Annotated in this window: 16 protein-coding genes and 2 pseudogenes; 12 read left to right on the top strand and 6 right to left on the bottom strand. The window is 58.1% G+C overall.

The window, feature by feature from the left end; translation table 11 throughout:
• Nucleotides 1-5: 5 nt before the first annotated feature.
• The 5 genes from tssF (at nt 6) to ACX3P1_RS21780 (ending at nt 6528) form a co-directional block, all read left to right on the top strand.
• Nucleotides 6-1841, top strand: coding sequence for a type VI secretion system baseplate subunit TssF (gene tssF / locus ACX3P1_RS21800; protein ID WP_459081696.1), 1836 nt, complete (start codon nt 6-8; stop codon nt 1839-1841).
• Nucleotides 1805-2896 carry a type VI secretion system baseplate subunit TssG gene (tssG, locus tag ACX3P1_RS21795; protein ID WP_459081695.1) on the top strand — a complete coding sequence of 364 codons (1092 nt, stop codon included), beginning with the start codon at nt 1805-1807 and terminating at the stop codon, nt 2894-2896. Before tssF ends, tssG begins: the two co-directional genes overlap by 37 nt.
• A gap of 13 nt (nt 2897-2909) precedes the next feature.
• Nucleotides 2910-4451, top strand: a complete 1542-nt coding sequence (locus ACX3P1_RS21790; RefSeq protein WP_459081694.1) for a methyltransferase regulatory domain-containing protein — start codon at nt 2910-2912, stop codon at nt 4449-4451.
• An 85-nt stretch (nt 4452-4536) separates the two neighbouring features.
• Nucleotides 4537-5331, top strand: coding sequence for a protein kinase domain-containing protein (locus ACX3P1_RS21785; protein ID WP_459081693.1), 795 nt, complete (start codon nt 4537-4539; stop codon nt 5329-5331).
• 534 nt (nt 5332-5865) lie between these two features.
• Entirely contained in the window at nt 5866-6528 is a 663-nt protein-coding gene (locus tag ACX3P1_RS21780) for a hypothetical protein (protein WP_459081692.1), read from the top strand.
• Between the two features lie 125 nt (nt 6529-6653).
• Here ACX3P1_RS21780 and ACX3P1_RS21775 read toward each other — a convergent pair.
• The 5 genes and pseudogenes from ACX3P1_RS21775 to ACX3P1_RS21755 form a co-directional block, all read right to left on the bottom strand.
• Nucleotides 6654-7499 (bottom strand): annotated as a pseudogene (locus tag ACX3P1_RS21775) (IS5 family transposase); the annotation flags it as partial.
• A gap of 250 nt (nt 7500-7749) precedes the next feature.
• Nucleotides 7750-8169 carry a DUF2442 domain-containing protein gene (locus ACX3P1_RS21770; RefSeq protein ID WP_459081691.1) on the bottom strand — a complete coding sequence of 140 codons (420 nt, stop codon included), beginning with the start codon at nt 8167-8169 and terminating at the stop codon, nt 7750-7752.
• Nucleotides 8170-8882: 713 nt separating this feature from the next.
• Nucleotides 8883-9191: a hypothetical protein gene (locus ACX3P1_RS21765; RefSeq protein ID WP_459081729.1), complete on the bottom strand. Its 309-nt coding sequence runs from the start codon at nt 9189-9191 to the stop codon at nt 8883-8885.
• Nucleotides 9187-10010: pseudogene (locus ACX3P1_RS21760) on the bottom strand (MFS transporter); the annotation flags it as partial. The gene ACX3P1_RS21765 and the pseudogene ACX3P1_RS21760, both read right to left, overlap by 5 nt.
• Nucleotides 10011-10056: 46 nt before the next feature.
• Nucleotides 10057-10458, bottom strand: coding sequence for a DUF5086 family protein (locus tag ACX3P1_RS21755; RefSeq protein ID WP_459081690.1), 402 nt, complete (start codon nt 10456-10458; stop codon nt 10057-10059).
• 97 nt (nt 10459-10555) lie between these two features.
• Here ACX3P1_RS21755 and ACX3P1_RS21750 point away from each other — a divergent pair, with 97 nt between their 5' ends.
• From ACX3P1_RS21750 to ACX3P1_RS21730, 5 genes are all read left to right on the top strand, one after another.
• The gene (locus ACX3P1_RS21750) at nt 10556-11020 is read left to right on the top strand and encodes a Ros/MucR family transcriptional regulator (RefSeq protein ID WP_459081689.1); all 465 of its coding nucleotides are present in this window, start codon (nt 10556-10558) and stop codon (nt 11018-11020) included.
• Nucleotides 11021-11615: 595 nt separating this feature from the next.
• Complete coding sequence (gene repA, locus ACX3P1_RS21745) at nt 11616-12824, top strand: plasmid partitioning protein RepA (protein WP_459081688.1); 1209 nt, start codon at nt 11616-11618, stop codon at nt 12822-12824.
• A 73-nt stretch (nt 12825-12897) separates the two neighbouring features.
• Nucleotides 12898-13872: a plasmid partitioning protein RepB gene (gene repB, locus ACX3P1_RS21740; RefSeq protein WP_459081687.1), complete on the top strand. Its 975-nt coding sequence runs from the start codon at nt 12898-12900 to the stop codon at nt 13870-13872.
• A 158-nt stretch (nt 13873-14030) separates the two neighbouring features.
• Nucleotides 14031-15236 carry a plasmid replication protein RepC gene (gene repC, locus ACX3P1_RS21735; RefSeq protein WP_459081686.1) on the top strand — a complete coding sequence of 402 codons (1206 nt, stop codon included), beginning with the start codon at nt 14031-14033 and terminating at the stop codon, nt 15234-15236.
• Nucleotides 15237-15245: 9 nt separating this feature from the next.
• Nucleotides 15246-15590: an ASCH domain-containing protein gene (locus ACX3P1_RS21730; RefSeq protein ID WP_459081685.1), complete on the top strand. Its 345-nt coding sequence runs from the start codon at nt 15246-15248 to the stop codon at nt 15588-15590.
• Here the strand turns inward: ACX3P1_RS21730 and ACX3P1_RS21725 are convergent.
• A complete protein-coding gene (locus tag ACX3P1_RS21725; RefSeq protein ID WP_459081684.1) occupies nt 15582-15776 on the bottom strand; it encodes a hypothetical protein in 195 nt (64 codons plus the stop codon). The two genes, ACX3P1_RS21730 and ACX3P1_RS21725, sit on opposite strands and share 9 nt — an antisense overlap.
• 464 nt (nt 15777-16240) lie before the next feature.
• Between ACX3P1_RS21725 and ACX3P1_RS21720 the strand changes: the two genes are divergently transcribed.
• Both ACX3P1_RS21720 and ACX3P1_RS21715 read left to right on the top strand, forming a co-directional pair.
• Complete coding sequence (locus tag ACX3P1_RS21720; protein WP_459081683.1) at nt 16241-16489, top strand: plasmid stabilization protein; 249 nt, start codon at nt 16241-16243, stop codon at nt 16487-16489.
• A complete protein-coding gene (locus ACX3P1_RS21715) occupies nt 16486-16899 on the top strand; it encodes a PIN domain-containing protein (protein ID WP_459081682.1) in 414 nt (137 codons plus the stop codon). The genes ACX3P1_RS21720 and ACX3P1_RS21715 overlap by 4 nt, the downstream gene beginning before the upstream one ends.
• Nucleotides 16900-17079: the final 180 nt, after the last annotated feature.

The following is a 17079-nucleotide window of genomic DNA, read 5'->3' as shown; positions in this document are numbered from 1 at the left end:
AACCCATGTCGGATGATCTGCTCCTTCACTATAACCGTGAACTGCTCAATATCCGACGAGCGGCGGCGGTCTTTGCAGCCGAGAACCCGCGCATCGCCGGCCGGCTTCGTTTGTCGGAAGACGCCGTCGAGGACCCCCATGTCGGCCGGTTGATTGAGGCATTCGCCTACCTGACCGCGCGCATCCGCCAAAAGCTGGACGACGACTTTCCCGAATTGACCAGCGCGATGCTTGGCATCCTCTATCCCCATTTCGACAAACCGATCCCCTCCATGTCCATCGTGCAGATGGAACCACAGCCGGACTTGCCGGACAGCCATGAGGTTCCCGCCGGAACGTTGCTCGACACGGAACCGATGGAGGGCGAGCGATGCCGCTTTCGCACCGCATCCACCGTGTTGCTACATCCCCTGACGGTTCGTTCAGCAACTTTGTCGGGCCGCCCGATCACCGCGCCGGACACCCCGCGCAGTCAAAATGCCGCCGCCTGCCTGCGCCTGACACTGGAGATGACGTCTCCCGACGCCAGCTTTGAGAAGAACGCGCCAGAGCGACTGCGCTTCTTCCTGCGCGGGCAACCACAACTAGTCTATCCGCTTTATGAACTGCTGCTCAACGACACCATCGCCGTCGCTTTCGCGGAAGGTGCGAACGATCCAGACGTCGCTGTGCTCGATGCTTCCGCCTTCTCGCCCGGAGGCTTCAGCGAGGAGGAGGGCCTGCTGCCCTATGAGAAGGGGTCTCATCTCGGCTTCCGTATCCTCACCGAATTTTTCGCCTTCCCGGAAAAATTCCTGTTCGTGGATCTGGCCTTTCCGCCACGAGCAAAGCTTGCGGGCAAGAAGGGGACCCTTGATGTCTTCGTCTATCTGAAACGGCCCTGGCCGACGTTGGAACGATCGCTCGATGCAACGGCTTTCGCGCTTGGCTGCACGCCGATCGTCAATCTGTTTCCTCAGACCGCCGAACCCATCGCCGTCAACCATACGACCAGTGAGTACCGCGTCGTGCCGGATAGCCGGCGGCCGCGTGCCATGGAAGTTTATAGCGTCGACCAGGTGACGGCCTCGGATTCCGGCGGTCACAGGCGCGATATCCTGCCATTTTACAGCGTCCAGCATAGCCGGAACGATCGCCATGGTAGCCAGGAGAACGAAGAGCCGGTCTGGTGGCTCGCTGCTCGACGTCCCTCAAGTGCGGACAACCCCGGCAGTGAAGTCTACCTCTCGGTCGTAGACCCCGAATTCTCGCCGGCGGCCCAGCCGGATCACGTGTTGTCCGTGGAAACACTTTGCCTGAACCGCAACCTCCCCGAGCGCCTGCCGTTCGGCGGTGGCCAGCCGGTCCTGCACATGGTCAATCCGGCGCCCCTGGTCAAATCCCTGCGGCTGTTGACGGCGCCGACGCCTACGATGCGGCCGGATCATGGCAAGGGTGCGCGCTGGCGGCTAATCTCCCAATTATCGCTTAATCATCTGTCGCTGGTGTCGGATGGCGGCGTGGACGCGCTGAAAGAAATACTTCTATTGTACGATTTCCGCGATTCGGCTGAAACGCGAGCTTTGATCGACGGCCTTCTTTCCCTGTCGTCCAAGCCTGGCGCGGCCCGGGTCAAGAGTCACGGACAGACGGCGTTCTGCCGGGGCATCGACGTGACAGTCACCTTCGACGAAGGTAATTTTTCCGGCAACGGGGTGTTCATGATGGCAAGCGTTCTTGAACGCTTCCTCGGCCTCTATGCCAGCGTCAATTCCTTCTCGCGACTAACCGCCCTGGTAAAAGGCCGTAGTGGAGTTCTCAAGACATGGCCAGCCCGCGCCGGCGACCGAATTCTTCTCTGAAGTCGGACCTTTTCGAGCGTCCGTACGCCTTTGATTTCTTCCAGGCGGTACGGATCATCGAAGCGATTGCCTCCGAGGAGGCTCGATCCTCGGGGGCGGCCCTGCCGGATCCCGTCGGCCGGGGCGTCGATTCGAAGAACGCGTCAATCAGCATCCACGCCGCCGTCCCGCTGGGTTTTGCGGCGACCGAAGTCAATGCCGTCAAGCGCCCGCGCAACGGCGGCCCGGTAGAAATAACGCAATCCGTCGTCGGGCTGACCGGACCGTCCGGCGTACTGCCGCATGCGTTCAGCGAGATGGTCCATATCAGCGTACGCGACCGCAATCCGGGGCTGCGTGAGTTTTTTGATCTGTTCAACAACCGCCTTGCCGGCCTTCTCTACGATGCCTGGGCCAAATATCGCGTCACGGTCGAGTTGGAGCGAAGCCAACGCTTATCGACACAACGGCCGATCGAAGATGCGTTGCGGGCGATCGTCGGTATCGGTACGCCGGCACTTTCAGGCCGGATGGAAACGCCTGACGCGACCCTCGTTCATTTTGGCGGATTGCTTGGCAGGATCGGGCGGTCGTCCACCGCGGTCGAGCGCATCATGTCGGGCACACTCGGTTATCAGGTAAAGGTCGAGCAGTTCCACGGCGAATGGCTTCCGATCGATGTCGATGACAGAACTCAGCTTCCAGGTCCCGGTGTTCCCGAGGGCGCCTATTGCAGGCTAGGCGAAGACACGGTCATGGGAGAACGCACATTCGATATCCAGTCTTCGGTGCTCCTCGATGTCGAGCCGCTGCATTATCCGGTTTTCCGCTCCCTGCTCCCGGACGGCACGCAGGCAAAGACGTTCACCGACCTGGCGGCGGTCGCACTGGGACCCGACAAGGCCTACCGTGTCCGTCTCGGGTTGCTGCCGGATGAAATCCCGCCGCTTACCTTGACTGACGACCGCGACGATCCGGCGGCAAGTCGCCTCGGTTGGAATACATGGCTCAATACGTCGATGGCGCGCAGCCAATCGGTGGCGGCGGAGTTCAGCCCCGATCCGCACCTGCGCTGAAAAGGACCCCAGCATGATAGCGTGGCAAGACGGTTACGTTTCTGATATCGAATATATGCCGGGCTTCTATCGGCAGCAGATGCCGGTCCATCTCGATACGGTCTGCATGCTGCGCAATATCGAGCCGCCGGTCACGCCAGGCGCGTCATTTCGGTACTGCGAACTTGGGTGCGGCGTCGGCGAGAGTGCACTGGCAGTCGCCGCCGCGAACTACAAAAGTGAAGTATGGGGCTTCGATTTCAACCCTGCCCACATCGCGCGCGGAAGGGAGCTGGCGACGAGGAGCGGATTGAAAAACATCCGCCTGGAAGAAGCCTCGTTCGAACAGCTTGCCACCAACGATCCGTTTGGCCTCCCCGCATTCGACTATATCACTTTGCACGGCGTCTGGTCGTGGATCAGCCTGGAAAACCGCGCCCATATCGTACGCTTTATAGACCGTACGCTTAAACCCGGCGGCGTTGCCTATGTTAGCTACAATGCATTGCCAGGCTGGACGCAGTCGGTGCCGACACAGCGGTTGCTAGCGATGCTGGCCAAGCTGGAAAACACCCACAGCGACGTTCAGATAAGCAAAGCCCTGGATATGGTTCGCCGCATATCCGACGCAGGTTCGGCTGCATTGCCGGTGGAAATCCTGGAAGTGCTGAAGAAAGAACGCGACAAGGGCAATGTCGCCTATCTCGCGCACGAATATCTGAATGAGCACTGGGCGCCTTGTTACCAAACCGATGTCGCCGAGGATTTTGCCGCCGCCAAGATGGAGTTCGTGGGATCCGCCAACATTTTGGAGAATTTCCCGGACTTGTCGCTCAAGCCCGAACAGCGCGCAATCATCGAGGAGGTCCCCCATTCTCTTCGCGAGACCGTCGGCGACTATTTCATGATCCGCACCTTTCGTCGCGACGTTTATATACGCGGCGCACGTACCGTTCCGAAGCACGTTCGCGAGAACCGCCTGCGCCAACAAAAGCTGAAGCTCGTCATCCAGCCGTCAGGGGTGCATCGAGAGATCAAGATACCTCTCGGCGAAGCGATGCTGAACGAAGGGTTCTATGGGCCGGCCTTGCGCGCGCTAAGTGAGCGCCCGTGCACGATCGGCGAACTGCTCGATCTTCCGGAAGCCGAGGGCTCCACCGCCTCACCGCGCGAGATCATCGGCATGCTGATCGGCTCACATCAGGCAATGGCTGTTATCAACCCGGTAACGGAAGAGGCCGTCGAGGCTGCACGTCTCTACAATGCGGCTCACCTCGCGGACTGCGCGGACAACGGCCGTACCGTCACGGCGCTGGTGGCACCGGCGGTCGGTTCGGCTGTAACGGTGACGGTTCTCGAAATGCTCGCTTACGAGGCGCTGGCCGCAGGTACGCCCGCAGAAGCGGAAGCGCTTGCCCAGGCAAGCGCGCAGTTGCTGCTGGAACGTGGTGCAACGCTCCGTCACAAGGGCGAACAAGTCGAAAGCGATGATGAAACGATGAGAACCCTGCGCGAGAACATGGAGAAGATCATTTCGATCTCCCTGCCGATGTGGCAATCTTTGGGGGCAATCTAAGTCCCATGTCGGGAAGATTCATGCCAAGCTTGAGCTCGTGGGGTCTCCCCCTGCCCGATTGGGCGCGTCGGCGCCAGGCTAGGTGATGGACACCATGGACGGCGACCTGATCCCGTACCGGGAAATGCGCTTGCTGCGGGAAGGTAGCATGACGACGGCTTTTCACGCAGTCGATGCCGATGGCGCAGAAGTGATTGTCAAGCGACTTAACCATGTGAAAGACGCCGCCGTCGACCTGCTCGGGGTCAGGCGTTTCGAGCGCGAAATCGCTTTGTCCATGATGGTTGACCACCCCGGATTGGCGCGGGTGACCAGCCACGGCGCCAACTGGATCGCCTTTGAATACCTCGAACATCCCGCAGCCAACGACGAACGGAAAAAATCATTGGCATCTCCCACAGGCATCAGCCGCCTGATCGGGGATTTGGCCGATATCCTAGCCTACCTGCATTCGCGTGGCGTCGTCCACCGCGACGTGAAGCCCGCTCACGTCATGTTCCGTGGAAACCAGCCTGTCCTCATCGATCTGGGGGTCGCTGGCCTCATGGGCGATGATCCACTCGACGGGACTGAACTGATTGGCTCGCCCGCATGGATGGCGCCGGAACAGATCGCCGGTGCAAAGGCGGCGCCGTCCGCCGACATCTGGTCGCTATGTGCAGTTGGCGTGGCACTGGTGCGCGGCAGGCCGCTTTTCAGTGGCTCGGCCGAAGGGGTCCTGAACCGGAGAAGGAATGAAGCGCGCGAACTGATTTGCCTGTCGGACTACCTTGAAGATGCCCCCGATCTTAAGGCGCTTTTGGAGGCCGGTTTGGGCGAGGCTAGCACACGCCCCAGCGCCGCGGCGATTGCTGCAGCACTGGGCCTCGTGGCGGGTTGACCAGTACCGTCGTGCGCGCGTTCGACCTTGAACGGCGGAAAAGCTTTCCATCGAGGCATTGAAGTGGCTCTGCCGCAAACTCGAAATTGAGATACGGAAAGGCTTCCTGCTCAGTTTTTACGCGGCCAGGATTTCGAACGTCGCCGGGGCGAAGCGTTGGCACGAGGACACGGCGCAGATAGATTAGGAACCCCTTCGCCATCCATCGCGCCGTCCAAGAGCCAGGAAGCGACGATCCCGTCGAGGCGTAGGTCGTGGACTTCCAGTGTCCATGGGGCACGGCTACCCGGCGGATTCAAACGGTCGTGCAACACCAAGAGATTGGAGGTTGCAATGACGGTTCACCAACGCGCTTCGGATCGGTGCACTCGAAAGAAGCTAGGGACGCCCGGGCGTCCGTTTCTTGCAACGCTAGGTCCAGTGTCAGTCCGATGGCATCATCCGGCTTTGTGCAAGTCGCAATACACAAGGGCTTGAACCCCATCCTCTTCTGGAGCACACTGTGCGACAAGCACTTGGGGGGGGGAGACAGAGATGACGCTGCTGCTTTGGGCAAATCCATCCACAAACAACAAGTTTGGCAACAAACACCTTTACGTCGTGGGCGGGGCTGCTAGTCTGCAGCAACTCATAGACGAGGGTCGCAAGGTCTTTTCTGCTCGCCTTGAGGCTTACCGCATGCGTGGACGGAAAAGCGTCATGGCTAAACAGCTAAAAGAAACTTATGGTAGCAGCACAGCAGTCACCTCAAACACATTGATAGTACTGAATTCCGGAGGCATTCAAGCTCTCGAGTCGGAGATAAAAAATAAAGGATACAAAACTGGATACTATACAGTAAAATCAGGAGTTATATTTAATGTTACTGGAAGTGGGTGCAGTGAAGGCTTGGTCGCGAAATTGCATTTGGCCGTCCGACCCTGCCTTGGTGGCCATGAAGTTTGGCACCTGGAAGGAGCGGAGCTTAAGGCCAAGCTGAAGTCGAACGTACCTGTTGCGGCCTATTCTCAGGTGACCGTTACTTCCGCTCCCGGTGATAACGGTATATTGGGGCTTCATTATACACCGACGGTAGGCCAATTGGCCGCCGCCAAAGCTGGACTCAAGCCAGTAACTCCCCGCGTGAGCAGTGGACTACCTGCACCGTCAGAGATTGGGAATATCAAACTTATCGACCTAAGTTTTCTGGACGACTGAGGGTCTACAAGTCGGCGAACGAAACTGTCCGTCATCAGAATATTCAGCGCAGATTGTGGTGCTCCCAGCAAAATCGGCATTGGTGCAACGAGGCTACCGCATAGATCTTTGACTTTGTAGGCTGATCAGCGGATGCGCTCGGACACTGGCCTTACGACCAGCATGTTGCGGTTGGCGATTTCGATGTGAATGGCGATCTCGTTCTGCTGGGCGCCGAATGTGCGGGATGTGAGTTTGCCGTCGTTGATCCTCTTGATGCGGGAGATGACGGTTTCGACCAGTGATCGTTTGCTGTATCCGTGTCGTCGCTGCCACGCCATTCGTCCATGGCGAGCGATCTCCGCGGCATGTTGTGCTCGCTGGCCGCCGCCATACGATTGGCCCTTGTCGGGGATCGACGGCTTGCCGGGTGGAATGACGATCTTGGGCGGCGACTTCACAGGCCGCGCCAAGCGGATCGCCTGATAGACCGGCTCTCCGTCGTAAGCGCCGTCAGCGATCACGGTGCGAATGTTGCCGCCGGAGTTGGCGACAAGAGCGCCGATCATCGCAGCGTCCGACGTATCGTCGTCCGTCAGTTCATGGGCGATAATCTCGTTGCCGTCGGGGTTTGCCGAGATGTGCAGTTTGCGCCAGGAGCGGCGCGTCTCGCCATGTTTCTTCCTTGCCCACTCGCCTGCGCCAAAGAACTTCAAGCCGGTGCTGTCGATCACAATGTCGACTGGCCCCTTGCGCGGCCAGCGGTACTCGTGAACACAAACCGTCCGCCGGCGTCGAGCCAAGGTGGTGTGATCTGGAGCCGTCAGATCGAGCTCCATCAACGCCATAAGCGATCTGACAAAGCCTTCGGTCTGGCGTAGCGGAAAACGAAGCATCGCGCCGAGGATCAGCGTTGTCTCGATGGCGAGGTTGGAGAAGCGGCTCTGACCGCCAGGCGTCTTTCGGCACTCAGCGCGCCAACCGGCGATCGCATCCTCCGAAAATCAGAGCCTGATGTCGCCACGACGGATCAACCCCGCATCGTATCCTGTCCAGTTTCGAACCCGGTACGTCGCCTTCGGGATCCGATGACGGCGAGCTCGATTGAATTTGAACGGCATGCGACAGCTCGGCTGGGTTTCAACGAGAACGCCCATACCATCACAGCGGTATCAATGCACCAACGCCGTTCCCTGCGTGACCGCTCCGCCACGAGGCCTTATCGGTGACGGGTGCCAGCAGTCAGCCGTTCGCGATCTTGCGTGGCCGTCCGCCCTTCGCGCCATTAGCCCGCGCAGCTCGGGCCTTCGCTGCGGAAGTCGTGCGACCAGCTATCCGGGCCAGTTCGCGGGTCATCCAATCTCGGGTTCCGAAAATCCCGCTCACAAGTGCCGGCACATAAAGATCGACGTCCAGATCCGGCCAGTGAAGATTAAACCCTATGCCGTCAACTTCTACTTTGGCGAGACCTCTAGCGTCGGCTCCTTGCAGGTCCTGAATAAGCTGCGCCGGGAACCCATAGGTGCAACCATTCACCAGTTCGAGTTCGACACGCCCCGTTGTGGTATCATAGCGAACTGTTTTAGCGCGCGGTTCCGACTCGAGCATCATCTTGCCACGTGCTTCAGCGGCTTTGAAATCCATATCAGTCGTTCCGGCCATGGATCCGTTCCCATTCCTTGAGGAATTCGTCGCGACGTTCAGCCGCCTCTGACAGCAGACGGCGCATATCCGACTGCTTGATGCCGACGTTGTAAATCACCTCCGGTTGTCCATCCCGGCCCGTCAGATTGATTTTCGCCTGCCGGGTCCAGTGATATGGCCGTGGGCGGGCTCGTGATCGAGCGTGTAGATGACGAACCGGAATCCGAATGCGCGGTGGATAACAACCATATCGTTATATAACCCATCGGATGGGTTAATCAAGCCCAACGATGCCGCGCCACAGGCAGAAAGGGCACGTCCCTTCGGAACCAGGCACTACTCCGCTGCATAGCACTCCACGGAACTCCGTGCCGGGTCTCCGCGCAGTCGCGTGACGATCCTTCGTGCTGCCGGCGAAATCTCGCCGACATAGCGCGGCCAATTTGCGCCGCGTCACTTCCACCGTAGGCATGGCCAAACTGGCCGACAGCATCGAGGTCCACAGACTGATTCAGAACATCACCGTTCGAAAGATGAAGTTGGAGCACTTTAAACGACACCGTCCCAGATTGCCCGAGATGACCATAGCTTGAAATCATCAACTTTGGCTTCGGTATCGGATCAAATCATGCCTGGCATGGCTGGGGCAAGACTTCACGCTGCCGTATCCGCTGGGCGGCATATGCCAGCACGAAACAGATTCCGATGCACCAGACGGCCATCCACAGCATTTATGTCGGCAATGTTATGCCGAGATCGGTCAGCACTCCGGTGATGCCGGGGCCAATGGCGCTGGCCAGCACCATGGCCGAAACCGTGATCGCCCGAATGCCGCCCAGATTTTCGACGCCATAGACTTCCGGCCATAGCGCGCCCAGATGCGTGGAAGTGAACCCATTGCTGACACCGACGAGCAGCATGAAAACATAAAGCCCCCAGATCGGCGTGATCAGCCCCACAGCGAAGGATGCAACGGCAAGCGGCAGCAAGAAGAAGGGCAACAGCCTGAGCGCTCCGAAGCGGTCGACGGAGATAGCCACATACGAATCCGAAAACGATCGTGGTCACCGACATCACGGCAAAAGACGTGGCAAACACCAAGGAGTCGTAGCCGCGCAGCTCGATCAGATACCCCTGATGGAAGAAGATGACGGTGACGATGAAGGCGGGTGCCAGCGTACCGGTGAGCAGCAGGTAAAGGATCGGATCCCGTACCACCTCGCCACGCGTCCAGTCACGCGCCGTGCGTGACATGGAGACTTTGGCTTCCCTGGATTGAGGCTCGCGTTCCACCCGCATCAGCGCCATGATGGCGGGCATGCCGACAAACAGAACTGCGGCCGCTGAAATATACCAGCCCATGCGCCAGTTACCCGTCGCCCCGACGATCAGTACCACGATGGCGGGAGTACGGCGGAGCCGATCTGTTGCCCGGGCGTAATGAGGGACATCGCACGACCGCGGTTGGCGACGAACCAGCGTCCTATCTCTGTGAAAGCGATTTCCGTCATCATGCCTTGGCCAAAGAGGCGCAAAAGGTAGAGTGCGAGCGTCAGGATGATGACATTTGGCGCCATTGCCAACAAGACACAGGCAAATGCGAGCCCCGGCATCGTGAAGCGCACTACCTTCCAGCCGGGCATCAGATCGAGCGTCCGTCCGAGCCATGGCAGGGTCATGGCACTAGCGAGGGTGGCAAGCATGTAGATGCCGCCGAATGAACCGCCGGACAGGTGAAATGTTTCACGCAATTCGTTGCCCGACAGGCCGATGAAAAACGTCTGCCCGAAAGACGAAAACAGGGTCAGGAGAAAGCCGCCGCCGATCCAGCGGCCGTTCTTTTGCAAGAAATCGAACATGGCGGGGCTGTAGCCAATTAATCCGGAAAACGAAAGCGGCTCTCTATTATCTGGAGACGCAATTCAGAATGTCCTTCTCGCAGACCGGAGTGTTGCGTCGAATCTCCGGGTTCTTGAGCCAATCCCGGTACAGGTAGCGAAACTCGACGTCCTTATAGGATGGGACGGCCGCCTTCTTGCTCGTCCGGCTTGCGGCCAAGGCCTCAGGCGTCACGACAAGGTGAGGAGAAACCAGTTTGTAAACCCACGGTTCCGCGCCCTTCTTTTTCTCGAAGACCTGCGCGTGAAAATATGGATCATCCTGCGGCGCATCAGGATTCTTGTAGACCGTCGCCCACTTCATCGATTGTCGTGTCACAGACAGGATGATGGTTTCGGTTTGAACCTGCGCGGCCGCTGTCACGGCACCTGTCAGGCAAAGCACTATGGAAATCGAGAGGGTTTTCACAAGGTATATCAGCACTTTCTTGGCAATCGCCGGTTTGCCTCGGTGACCGGGAAACTATATATAGCCATCTAATCTCAAAAGACGATTGGAAGATGCAATGTCCGACACCAACAACGACGCGATTGTAGAACTTACCGCTGACGTGACTTCGGCCTATGTTTCAAATAATCCCGTCGCGGTGTCAGAGCTGCCTGCATTGATCTCGCAGGTTCACCAGTCGCTGTCAGGTTTAACGGGAACGGCGACCGAGCCAACTGTCGACCCGCACAAGCCTGCCGTGAACCCCAAGAAATCCGTGCACGACGACTTCATCATCTGCCTGGAGGACGGGAAGAAATTCAAGTCGCTGAAGCGTCACCTGATGACCCACTTCAGCCTGTCCCCTGACGAATATCGGGTGAAGTGGAATTTGCCGTCGGATTACCCGATGGTCGCCCCAGCTTACGCTGCAGCACGGTCGGCTCTCGCCAAATCAATGGGTCTCGGCCGCAAGCCCAAGGAAGCCGCTCCGGCACCTGCGCCGAAGAAGCGGGCTCCCCGCAAGGCGAAGGCGGCGGCTTAGTCCCTGATACAAAAAAGAGCGGGTCATCCCCGCTCTTTTCCGCTGCGCTGAATTTGCCCGTTATAGGCTGCGATTATCGAAGCTATGAGAGACCGTTTGAGAAGACGTCAGAGCCAAATCAACCCACAGCCATCCATGGCGCGGTGAGATGCACGGAAGCCCCCTGCCCTCCCCGTTGCCTCGTAAATCACAGCCGGCGCATCAAGTTGATGGGCGTACACTAGGATGAGACGACTGCTCTTATGGGAATTCATCAGTTTCGCCTCCAAAGGCGCCCTTAGCGTTCAGAATCACCCGGGCGGCAGCTTGCTACCTCGCCGGACCTTGGCGGCCGGGACATGCATTGGACGGGGTTCAAACTCGCTTAAGGGGATAGTTTTCGTGGGCCATTGCTCGGACGCTGTTTTGTCCGCAGACAAAATCGACAAATAACGTAACGTAATCAATTGGATGATTCCTTACTGGTGGTGCTGCTGCCTTTTGACAGTTAACGTCTTGTTAACTTTAAAGTTCTTGCCGGGGGCGACGAATCGGGCATAATCACGGTTAGTTGGTGTTATCGCGCCAAAAATCGTTTTTAGGATAGCTCGATCGAATGAAGGTGAGTTCGCTTGTCATGACGAAAACGCCGTTGCATTTCGAGAAGCATATTCTCGAACAAGGCGATTTGATTTCCAAGAAGTTGCATCTGCTTTCCATGCAGCGCTTTCCTCCGCTCGCGAAAAAAAGCCTGCGTTCGTTCTCTCTGGCAGAGGTTGCCACCTATCTTGGAGTCTCTCAAAGCCATTTGAAAAAACTGCATCTGGAAGGCAAAGGCCCGGCGCCTGAAACTTCTTCTTCCGGAAGGCGCTCTTATACGGCCGAGCAGATGCTTGAGCTGCGCCAGTATCTGGACCAGCACGGCCGTTCCGATGCCCGTATGTATGTTCCCCGTCGTCGGCCCGGTGAGAAGCTTCAGATTCTCGCTGTCGTGAATTTCAAGGGTGGCAGCGGGAAGACGACGACGGCGGCTCATCTTGCTCAGTATCTCGCTCTCACCGGCCATCGCGTGCTCGCGATCGATCTCGATCCGCAGGCATCGCTTTCCTCGCTGCACGGGTTCCAGCCTGAACTGGATCAGACCAAATCGCTCTACGACGCGATCCGGTATGATGACGAGAAGGTCCCGCTTTCCGAAGTCACAAGGCCAACCAATTTCCCCAACCTCGACATCGTCCCGGCGAACCTTGAACTTCAGGAGTTCGAATACGATACGCCCCTCGCGATGACGGACAAGACATCCAATGTCGGCCGGGCGTTCTTCACGCGGATTTCGACGGCGTTGATGGAAGTCGATGACCGCTACGACATTGTCGTCATCGATTGTCCACCGCAGTTGGGCTATCTGACGATCACCGCTCTGACCGCCGCGACGTCGGTCTTGATCACGATCCACCCGCAGATGCTCGATGTCATGTCGATGGGACAGTTCCTGCTGATGCTTGGCAACATTCTCGAGCCGATCAGAGCAGCGGGGGCCGCGGTTAATCTGGAATGGTATCGCTATGTGATCACCCGTTTCGAGCCGATGGATCAGCCCCAAGCCCAAATGGTGGCCTTCCTGCATACACTGTTTGGCGAATTCATCCTCAAGAACCAGATGTTGAAATCAACGGCGGTGTCGGATGCCGGGATTACCAAGCAGACGCTCTACGAGGTCGAAAAGAACGCCATGACCCGCTCGACCTATGAGCGGGCCATGGAAGCATTGGATGGCGTGAACGGTGAAATCACTGCCTTGGTCCATGAGGCTTGGGGTCGTTGATGTTGTCGGCTGACAAAATCGGCGTTTTCGCTAGCCAGTTCAATTGGCTAGGCGGTACCTGGAGGTAAATGAAATGGCACGTAAGAATCTTCTTGCAGGCCTGGTCGATTTGGAGCCCTCCGACAAGGTGTCGTCTGTCTCAGCCGTGACCTATCCGGTTCGCGGAGCTTCGAAATCCATGATCCGGTCTGTCAGCGAGCTGGCCAAACAGGCTGATGCGTATCTTGAGGGCGAACACGTCGTCGAACTCGATCCAGAGTTTATCGACGGCTCATTCGTATCCGACCGCATGGGAGACGACGGGGGGCAGTATAAAGATCTGCTGGAGGCGATCCGGGAGACAGGGCAAGACTCCCCGATCCTGGTCCGTCCGCATCCCGGTATCGACGGTCGATATATGATTGTTTTTGGCCATCGCCGGGTGCGCGTTGCCAAGGAACTCGGGCGCAAGGTGAAGGCGGTCGTAAAGGCCATCGACGACAGAACCCATGTCATAGCACAGGGGCAGGAAAATTCGGCCCGTGCGAACCTGACTTTCGTCGAGAAGGCGATGTTCGCCAAGCGCCTTGAGGACTTGAACTACGACAGGGAGGTCATCGGTGCGGCATTGGCATCAAATGCCGCTGCCATCTCCAAGATGGTGTCTGTCGTCACAAGGATTCCGGTAGCCATCATCAACAAGATCGGACCGGCTCCGGCGGTCGGCCGTGAGCGATGGGTTGAGTTGTCATTGCTCGTCGGCAGGAAAGCCGATGCCGTTGACGGCATCGTGTCCAATCCCGGATTCGGACAGTTGGAAAGCGACGAGCGCTTTGAGCGGTTGTTCACGGCTCTGAATGCAAGAGGGATGCCGGTCAGGAAGGTCGCGGCCAAATCTGAGGTTCGAACTTGGGCGCCGAAGGACAACTCGGTTAGCGTCAGCGTAAAACGTAGCGGGAAGACAGCGACGATAGCTCTTGGAGAAGCTAACGGAACGCGCTTTGCCGATTGGATTTCCAGCAACTTGGGCGATCTCTATGAATCGTTCAGGAAGTCGGAAGGAGACTAGAAACCGCAAAAGAAAAAGGCCCCCGAACGGCGAGCCGTGGAAGCCTCTCTCAAACCCTTGCAAGTCTGAGAATCACATTTCCACGAATCAGTGTCAAGCGTTTTGACGTCGAAGTCGGCGAGCGGGTATCTTTTGCCTAACTGAAGGCGAAGAAGGAAATGGAAACGGGAATTGCAACGACTCCCTTTGGGAGCCGAACGATGACGCTTGCCATGTTGGCAGCGCAGAAGGATTCGCAAGAAATCCCTGAAGGGAAGGCCGTCGACAAATGGCAGGTCTACCGCGACCTCTGCGAAGGCAAGAGCCTTGTCGGTATCGGGGACCGGTCACTGGCCGTTCTGGCGGGCTTGCTGTCGTTCTATCCGGATAACGAACTGTCGGAAGAGAACGGCCTGATTGTTTTTCCGTCGAACAGACAGCTGTCACTCAGGGCACACGGGATGGCGAATGCCACGCTGCGGCGACATCTGGCGGCGTTGCTGGATTGCGGTCTCATTACTCGGCGGGATAGCCCGAACGGCAAGCGATACGCACGTAAAGGCAGGGAAGGGGGCCTTGAAGATGCCTTTGGTTTCTCTCTCGCACCGCTTCTCGTGCGCTCCGAAGAGTTTCAGCAAGCGGCCGAACGTATCCGAGCGGAGAACCGTGGCCTCAAACTGATGCGCGAGCGGATCACGCTGCATCGTCGTGACATCCATAAACTGATCGAGGCAGCGATCGAGGAAGCCGTCCCTGGCGACTGGGAAGGTCTGTGGAGGCGTTTCCGTGAGGTTGTGGAGGCTATCCCGCGCAAAGCCGTCCTACACGAGATGGAGGCCATCGTCGGCGCCTTGGCGACCGTTCGCGAAGAAGTGGACATGGTGCTGGAAAGCTTCATGAAAAGTCAGAATCCGAGCGGCAATGAGTCTCATAATGAGCCGCAGCAATCTGACTCAAACACAGATGCCTTATTTGAACTTGAACCTGCTTCCGAGAAAAGCGGGGCGATGGTCGAGCCCGAACGGGGAACGCAGGAGCCGCCGAAAGGGTATCCACTAGGATTTGTGCTGAAGGCCTGCCCAGAAATAGTCGAATACGCGCTGGACGGGATCGGCAATTGGCGTGATTTGCTGGCAACAGCCGCCCAGGTGAGGGGATATCTCGGGGTTTCGCCGTCGGCGTACGAGGATGCCTGCCACGTCATGGGGCCGGAAACCGCGGCGATTGTCGTCGCCTGCATCCTGCAGAGGGCGCAGCACATCAATTCGGCGGGCGGATACCTGCGGGCGCTGACGGAAAAGGCGAGGGCAGGCGAGTTTTCGGTTGGCCCGATGCTGATGGCCGCGTTCAAATCGAATGGGGCGACGTCGAGGATGGCAGGGTAGGAGGTCAACATGCAGAGGCTCAAGACCGTTAAGCGCTTGTTTCCGGTAGTAGAAAGCGGTGAGAAGACCTCAACCATCAGGTGGCGAGAGCTGAGAATCCAACCCGGGCTCATGATCTACGAATGTGACACCGATCCGAGAAAGGCAGTCACGGTTTTTGTGACCTCGTGTACGGACATGCCGCTCTCGCAGGCGGCAGCGTTCGTCGGGCGAAAGGATGAGTGGCCCGATGACGTCATGTTCGCTGGCATGCGTGAGCATTACCCGGAAATCGAGCTGACAGACATCGTACAGGTGGTTGAGCACCTTACTCCGGAGCGGACCAGGAAAATGTCGGCCTATGGCTCACTTTGATTTGGCCGCCCGCCTGAAATCGATGATTTCGGCCTGCCTGTACGGCTTCGAGTGTTCGGCCGTCGCCACGGCTTCGACCAGGATGTCGATCGCCAGGCGGGATTTCTGGCTAGTTTTATCGTCGCCCGACAGTTGGAGCCAGGCTTGCTCGAGGAGCTCGCGCGCATGGCCGAAATTGGATTGCATATGTCGTCTCCAAATCGCGCCCACCGCGTCGGAAGAGGTGACAGAGCCGGGAACACGGACGGTAAACGGCCGAGCTCGCATTCGTCTTAAATGGTAGACAATCGCCGTTAGCTTCCAAGGATGCCGATGGATTGTTGAGCGAAATCAGACGGATGGTAATCTCCGGCGGCCGAGCAGAACGGGTGGACACTTATTGTGGACGGCTGGCGGCCAAAATTGAGGGCGAGGTTTTGAGCTACCTCCAAATAATGTCCAATAATACTCGTGGGTCTGGGCAGACTCACGGGGCGGGCGAAGCACGGTACATTCACGGGCGATGATCATGGCGCTGTTGCTCATCAAGTTGGATGCTTCCAGGGGAGGGAGGTCGTAAAGTGGCGGTCTAGGTAATGGATACCATGCCAGCGGATGCCATCTTGATGGCAAGTTAAAGGTGGCCTATATTCGGGACGAAGGAGACCAGCATGGCCGAACCTCAACTTTCTGTGCGAAGTGCCAAGGCGCGAGACCTTGCTCACCGGCTTGCCCGTCGCGAAAATCGCTCGATCGCGGACGTCGTTGAGCGTGCGCTGGAGTCCTACGAGGTCCGTGAAGCCGGTCGCGAACCGGCTGCAACATTCTACGCGCGCATGTCTATCAACAGCGGCACTGATATCGATCTCGAAGCGATCATCAGAGAAGGACGCAAAGTCCACACGGGACCTGAGCTTTGATCTTTCTCGATACCAATGTGATTTCGGAGACTCTGAAAAAGGCGCCAAGTCCGGCCGTCATGGCTTGGCTCGTGCGGCACGATGCCGAGCTTGCATTGCCCACCGTAACGATTGCGGAGCTCGCTTTCGGGATTCAGAAGATCGTGCCCGATCAGCGGGCTGGGCGGCTGGAGCGGGGCCTTTCCGATTGGCGCCGCCGTTTTGCCGACCGGATATTCGGGCTGACCGAAGAGGCAGCCCTTGCCTATGGTGAAATCATGGGCACCGCATCGCGCCAAGGACGAGGCATGTCCGCACCGGATGGGATGATCGCCGCCATCGCGCGAGTGAATGGCGGTCGCCTTGCCACCCGCAATTTGAGTGACTTCGGCACGACTGCCCTCGAGCTGATCTCTCCGTGGGAGTTCTGAACCGCTGGAAGCGGGCTTATTCAGCATAGCAGCAGGCGAGGGAGGCCTTTGCCTCCTGGTCTTATCTCTTGCCTACAGCCCCGACGCTTTTGTCAGATTGACTCTGAACCGATCCCTTCGGCGCTGGTATTTGCGTGTCATTTCGGCGCTAGCGTGGCCGAGTTGCTTTTGCACATAGCG

The sequence above is a fragment of the Mesorhizobium sp. A623 genome (genome assembly GCF_054489405.1).
Note: the sequence above shows the minus strand (reverse complement) of the source record. Positions and strands in the feature narration are given on the sequence as shown.

Bases quoted from the DNA above. Each gene is read 5' to 3' on its own strand.
- tssF (WP_459081696.1), top strand. From the start codon at position 6: ATGTCGGATGATCTGCTCCTTCACTATAACCGTGAACTGCTCAATATC.
- tssG (WP_459081695.1), top strand. From the start codon at position 1,805: ATGGCCAGCCCGCGCCGGCGACCGAATTCTTCTCTGAAGTCGGACCTT.
- ACX3P1_RS21790 (WP_459081694.1), top strand. From the start codon at position 2,910: ATGATAGCGTGGCAAGACGGTTACGTTTCTGATATCGAATATATGCCG.
- ACX3P1_RS21785 (WP_459081693.1), top strand. From the start codon at position 4,537: ATGGACACCATGGACGGCGACCTGATCCCGTACCGGGAAATGCGCTTG.
- ACX3P1_RS21780 (WP_459081692.1), top strand. From the start codon at position 5,866: ATGACGCTGCTGCTTTGGGCAAATCCATCCACAAACAACAAGTTTGGC.
- ACX3P1_RS21770 (WP_459081691.1), bottom strand. From the start codon at position 8,169: ATGGCCGGAACGACTGATATGGATTTCAAAGCCGCTGAAGCACGTGGC.
- ACX3P1_RS21750 (WP_459081689.1), top strand. From the start codon at position 10,556: ATGTCCGACACCAACAACGACGCGATTGTAGAACTTACCGCTGACGTG.
- repA (WP_459081688.1), top strand. From the start codon at position 11,616: ATGAAGGTGAGTTCGCTTGTCATGACGAAAACGCCGTTGCATTTCGAG.
- repB (WP_459081687.1), top strand. From the start codon at position 12,898: ATGGCACGTAAGAATCTTCTTGCAGGCCTGGTCGATTTGGAGCCCTCC.
- repC (WP_459081686.1), top strand. From the start codon at position 14,031: ATGGAAACGGGAATTGCAACGACTCCCTTTGGGAGCCGAACGATGACG.
- ACX3P1_RS21730 (WP_459081685.1), top strand. From the start codon at position 15,246: ATGCAGAGGCTCAAGACCGTTAAGCGCTTGTTTCCGGTAGTAGAAAGC.
- ACX3P1_RS21725 (WP_459081684.1), bottom strand. From the start codon at position 15,776: ATGCAATCCAATTTCGGCCATGCGCGCGAGCTCCTCGAGCAAGCCTGG.
- ACX3P1_RS21720 (WP_459081683.1), top strand. From the start codon at position 16,241: ATGGCCGAACCTCAACTTTCTGTGCGAAGTGCCAAGGCGCGAGACCTT.